The sequence below is a fragment of the Actinomadura formosensis NBRC 14204 genome (assembly GCF_001552155.1).
GTDB classification, from domain to species: Bacteria; Actinomycetota; Actinomycetes; order Streptosporangiales; family Streptosporangiaceae; genus Spirillospora; species Spirillospora formosensis.
This window is the reverse complement of sequence record NZ_BCQQ01000234.1, coordinates 1-5,112: the sequence shown is the minus strand read 5'-3', so window position 1 is coordinate 5,112 and position 5,112 is coordinate 1. Positions and strand designations below refer to the sequence as shown.

Below are 5,112 nucleotides of genomic sequence, written 5' to 3'. Positions count from 1 at the left end.
CCCGTGCCGCCGGGGCCGCCACCGGAACCCGTGCCGCCCGGTCCCCCGCCGGAGCCGGCACCGCCCGCTCCGCCCCCCGAGCCGATCCCGCCGGAACCCGGCCCCATCCCGCCGACGCCGGAGCCCAGCCCGCCACCGCCTCCCGGCTAGAGGCGGCACGGCTAGAGGCGGCGCGGCTAGAGGCGGCGCGGCTAGAGGCGGCGCGGCTAGAGGCGGCGCGGCCCCATCTCGGTGCGCGGCCCGAGGGGGCGCTCCAGCGTCAGCCTCGCCGCGCACACCGCCGCGCCGGAGCCGTTCGCCATGACCGGGTTCAGCTCCAGCCGCGCCACCTCGGGAAGGTCGTAGCCGAGCCGGGACGCGCGCAGGAGCAGCCGTTCGAGGGCCGCCACGTGCACGGGCTCGGCGCCGCGGTGGCCGAACAGCAGCGGCGCCGTGCGGATCGCGCGGATCATCTCCGCCGCGTCCACGTCCGCGAGCGGCGACAGCCGGTAGGCGCGGTCGTCGAGCAGGTCGGCGGTCTCCTCGGCGATGCCGAACGAGATCAGCGGGCCGAACGAGCGGTCCTCCCGGACGACGATGCGGGTCGGCACCCCGTCCCCGGCCTCGGCGATCTCGATGCCGTAGCAGGCGAGAAGCTCCGCGGCCCGCTTCGGCGGGACGTCCACCGGGCCGCCGTCGCCCAGCCATTCGGCGACCAGCAGGCGCGCGCGGTCGCGGTCCACGTCGTCGAACACCGGCATGTGGCCGGCGGGCCGCTGCCGCCACTGCGCGTACCGGATCACGTACGCCAGCGCGCGGACGGCGTCCTCCGGCGAGGGGTAGGACGGCACCGAGCCTTCGGCCGGCATCCCGTCCGGCCCGGTGATGCGCAGGTCGGCGGGCACGCCCTCGGTGCCGAGGTACGTCGCGACGATCGGCTTGCCGCTCCCGGCCGCGAGCCGGAGGATCTTCTCCGGGACGCGCACGTCGAAGCCGCCGATCGTCGGCGGCGTGAACAGCGCCACGACCGCGTCGACCGTGTCGTCCGCGAGCGCGGCGGCGAGGGCGGCCTCGTAGTCGTCGGCGTCCGCGCTCGGGCCGAGGTCGAGGCGCGGCCTGACGTCCAGGCCGAGCGCGACGGCCTCGTCCTGCGCCAGCAGGCCCAGCGAGTTCGAGTTGTCGATGACCGCGATGCGGTCGCCCGCCGGGAGCGGCTGGTAGGCCAGCACCTGCGCCACGTCGAACAGTTCCGACAGGTCCTCCACCCGGATCACGCCGGCCTGGTCGAACAGGGCGCTGACCGCGTGGTCGGGCAGGGTCAGCGCGCGCGCCGCGTGCCCGAGCGGGACGCCCTGGGTGCTGCGCCCGCTCTTCACCGCGACGATGGGCTTGCGGCGGCCGAGCCTGCGCGCCAGCCGGGCGAACTTGCGGGGGTTGCCCAGCGACTCCAGGTACAGCAGGACGGCCTTGGTCGCCGGGTCTTCCTCCCAGTACTGCATGAGGTCGTTGCCGGAGACGTCCGCCCGGTTCCCCGCGGAGACGAACGTCGACAGTCCGAGGCCCCGTTCGGCCGCCCGCTGCAGGATCGCGATACCGAGCGCACCGGACTGGGAGAAGAACCCCACTGGGCCTCGTCCCGGCATGGTCGGCGCCAGGGTCGCGTTAAGGCGCACATCCGGGTCGGTGTTGGCGATGCCCAGGCAGTTGGGGCCCACGACACGCATCCCATAGGCGCGTGCGAGGCTCACCAACTGTTCCTGGCTGGCTCGTCCTTCGTCCCCCACCTCGCCGAAGCCGGACGACACGACGACCAGCCCGCGGACCCCCTTGCCCGCGCACTGCTCCACCACCTCGTGGACGGCGTCGGCACGGACGGCGACGACCGCGAGGTCCACATCGTCCGGGATCTCCAGGACGGACGCGTACGCGCGCACCCCCGCCACCGCCACCGCCGACGGATGCACCGGGTAGACGGGCCCGCTGAAGTCCCCCGCCAGCAGGTTGCGGAGGACGGTCTGCCCGACGCTGTGCTCCGCCCGGCTCGCCCCGACCACCGCGACCGACCGGGGGAACAGCAGCCGCTGGATCGACCGGGACTCGGCCCGGTGCTCGCGGGCCGTCATGACCTCCAGCGACGTGTCGGTCGGCTCCAGGTCGAGGACGAGCTCGATCACGCCCTCCTCGAACCGCTGCTCCGCCCGGTAGCCGGCCTCCCGGAACACCCGCGTCATCCGCCGGTTGTCGGGCAGCACGCTCGCCACGAACCGCCGCACGCCCCGCTCCCGCGCGGCCGCCGCGATGTGCTCCAGCAGCACCGCGCCGAGGCCGCGCCCCTGATGCGCGTCCTCCACGAGGAACGCGACCTCCGCCGTCTCCGGCCGCTCGCCCAGCCGGTCGTAGCGGACGACCGCCACCATCTCCCCCGCGATGGTGGCGATCAGCGCGACCCGCCGGTCGTGGTCGACGGTGGTGAAGTGTTCGACATCACGGTCCGACAGCTGCGGGCGCGGCGAGAAGAACCGGTAGTAGATCGACTCCGGGGACAGCCGCTCGTGGAACATGCGCAGCAGGTCGGCGTCATCGGGTCGGATGGGGCGCAGATGGGCCGTCCCGCCGTCGCTCAGGACGACGTCGGCCTCCCACTGATCCGGGTAACGCTCGGTCACGTACCCGAGAGTAAGGCACGGAGCCCCCCGGGCCCGCGCCGGAAAAACCGGGCTTCCTCGGTTTCGCTGCGCGTTCGAGACCTAATCGGGGCTCAAGAGCTGTTACGGTCGAGCACACGCCCGGAATTGCCGCTCGCGCGGGCCGTGTTGATCGAGGTGATGACTCCATGACGCGCGTGGTCGTGGTCGGCGATCTCATGACAGACACCGTCGCCCGTGCCGCCTACCCCTTGGCCAAGGGGAGCGATACGCCCGCCGCCGTGACGACCCACGGGGGTGGTTCGGGCGCCAACGTGGCCGCCTGGCTCGCCCTGGAGGGGGTCGAGGTCGCGTTCGTCGGCCGCCGCGGCTCCGACATCGCAGGCCGGAACCGGGACATGGAGATGGTGGGGTACGGCGTCGACGCCCGCCTCGTCATGGATCCCGAGCGTCCCACCGGCACCTGTGTGGTGATGGTCACCCACAAGGGTGATCGGACGATGCTGTCCGACCCGGGTGCCAACGGCGCGTTCCTCCCCGAGGACATCGAGCGCTGCAAGGAGCTGTTCGTGCAGGGCATCCACCTGCACCTGTCCGGCTACTCGCTGATCAACGAGGGTTCGCGGAAGGCGGCCATCCACGCGCTGGACCTCGCCCGCAAGGCGAAGATGTCGGTATCGGTGGACGGGGGCTCGTCCTCCCCGCTCAAGCGGATGGGCGCCGAGCCCTTCCTGGAGTGGACGCAGGGCGCCCGCCTCCTCGTCGTCAACGCCAAGGAGGCCGAGATCCTCACCGGCCGCGACACTCCATCGCAGGCCGCCAAGGTCCTGACCGCCTGGTATCCGCAGGTCGTCATCAAGAACGGCGCCGAGGGCGCCCTCTGGTACACCAACGGCCGTCCCGAACCCGTCACCGTCCCCGCCGAGCCCGTCGACAAGATCGTCGACGGCACCGGCGCGGGTGATGCGTTCATCGCCGGGTTCCTTCCGCCCTGGCTGGAGGGCCAGCAGCCCGCCGACGCGCTGACCGCCGGCTGCCGCCTCGCCGCGCGGGCCATGAAGCACCTGGGTGCCCGGCCCACCCTCGCCGTGGTCAACAACCAGATCAAGTAGCGGTGTATCCGCCGCCCCCCGGGGGGCGGCGGATCAGGCGAGGGGTGTGTAGGTGCGGACGTCCTCCTTCACCGCGTCCCAGAGGCGGTTGAGAGGGTGGTCGGCGCCGTAGCGTTCGAGGTCCGCGCGGCGGACGAAGGCTCCCGTCATGAGTTCCGCCTTGGGCTCCAGATCGTCGTGCAGTCCGATGGCGCGGAGCGGCACGGTGGCGGGGTCGTCCTGGGCGGCCATGCCGCGGCCGATCGAGCCGGTGACGATCATGCAGCCGCGGACGAAGCCGGAGCGCAGCAACGACAGGCCGTAATGGACGTCGTCGATGTAGGCGACGACGTTGAGGCGGTCGCGGAAGCCCGGCCCGTACCAGGTGGCGAGCAGATCCGCGACGAGACCGGCCGGCGGCACCACGAGCGGGACACTGCCGAGGCGGCTGGTCTCGACGGGCGTGTCCGGCAGTTCGCTCTCCGGCAGGTTGGTCAGCAGCAGCGCCTGGCCCCGCGCGTACTCGATGACCTCGTACTCCTCCAGGCGCAGGTCGCCCTCGGGGGTGCTGACGATGCTGCCGCAGATGAGGTCGACCTGGCGCGTCTCCAGGCGTGACCACAGGTCCCTGGTGCGGACGTGGGCGACCTTGAACTCGACCTCGCGCTGCCGGAACTCCTCCGAAACGCGGTCCCGGGCCCGGGAGACGATCGGCAGGGTGAACTCGGTGGTGCCGACGGTGAGCATCCGGCCGAGCCGGCGCCGGCTCCAGTGAATGGACTCCAGCCATTTGTCGAACGTCATGCGCGCCAGTTCGACGGTGGCCTCCCCGGTGGGCGTGAACAGGAAGTCCCTGCCGCGGCCCTGCCGGACGGTCAGGACCTCACCGCAGAGAATCTGGCTGTTGCGGTTCAGGATGTCGAGCTGTTTCTGGACGCTCGACTGCTCACGCCCCAGAGCACGCGCGGCCCTCAGCGCAGACCCCGTCTCATGCACCACCAGGAAGGTCCGCAACTGGTCGAACGTCGTGTCGAGCAGCGCCGACGGGCAGTCCAGGAGCGCATCGAGGGTGGGTGACACGGTGAGGGACATTACTACCTGTTCCGCCGTCCCGCGGAAAATGGCCGCACGGCCAGTCCAGCGGGAAATGATGACATTTCCCGCTGAACTTATCTCAAGATGTTCTTGCAAACAACTGGACAGAGTTTTCTAACCTCTAGAACACTTTCTTACGAGCCGCTCCTCGCCGCCGTCACCCGTCCCCTCCAGGACGGCGGCGTTCCCGGGCGCGCCCCGGCGGTGCCGGCCGCCGGGGCCGCCGCCCGGTGCCACGACTCCCGTTCGCCGCGGCCCTTCTCCGCCGCGGCGCCGGGGCAGGACGCCGGCTCGTGCGCGGG

At 72.0% G+C, this 5,112-nt stretch carries 3 protein-coding genes; 1 reads left to right on the top strand and 2 read right to left on the bottom strand.

Going from position 1 to position 5,112, the window contains the following annotated elements; genetic code table 11:
• Window positions 1-206: 206 nt before the first annotated feature.
• Window positions 207-2,645, bottom strand: a complete 2,439-nt coding sequence (locus AF1_RS31900) for a bifunctional acetate--CoA ligase family protein/GNAT family N-acetyltransferase (protein ID WP_067807958.1) — start codon at window positions 2,643-2,645, stop codon at window positions 207-209.
• 167 nt (window positions 2,646-2,812) lie between these two features.
• Here AF1_RS31900 and AF1_RS31895 point away from each other — a divergent pair, with 167 nt between their 5' ends.
• Complete coding sequence (locus AF1_RS31895) at window positions 2,813-3,736, top strand: carbohydrate kinase family protein (protein ID WP_067807955.1); 924 nt, start codon at window positions 2,813-2,815, stop codon at window positions 3,734-3,736.
• Between the two features lie 33 nt (window positions 3,737-3,769).
• On the opposite strand, the gene AF1_RS31890 is transcribed toward AF1_RS31895, so the two are convergent.
• The gene (locus tag AF1_RS31890) at window positions 3,770-4,795 is read right to left on the bottom strand and encodes a LysR family transcriptional regulator (RefSeq protein WP_207394117.1); all 1,026 of its coding nucleotides are present in this window, start codon (window positions 4,793-4,795) and stop codon (window positions 3,770-3,772) included.
• Window positions 4,796-5,112: the final 317 nt, after the last annotated feature.

Coding starts and splice junctions, on each gene's coding strand:
- AF1_RS31895 (WP_067807955.1), top strand. CDS start 2,813: ATGACGCGCGTGGTCGTGGTCGGCGATCTCATGACAGACACCGTCGCC.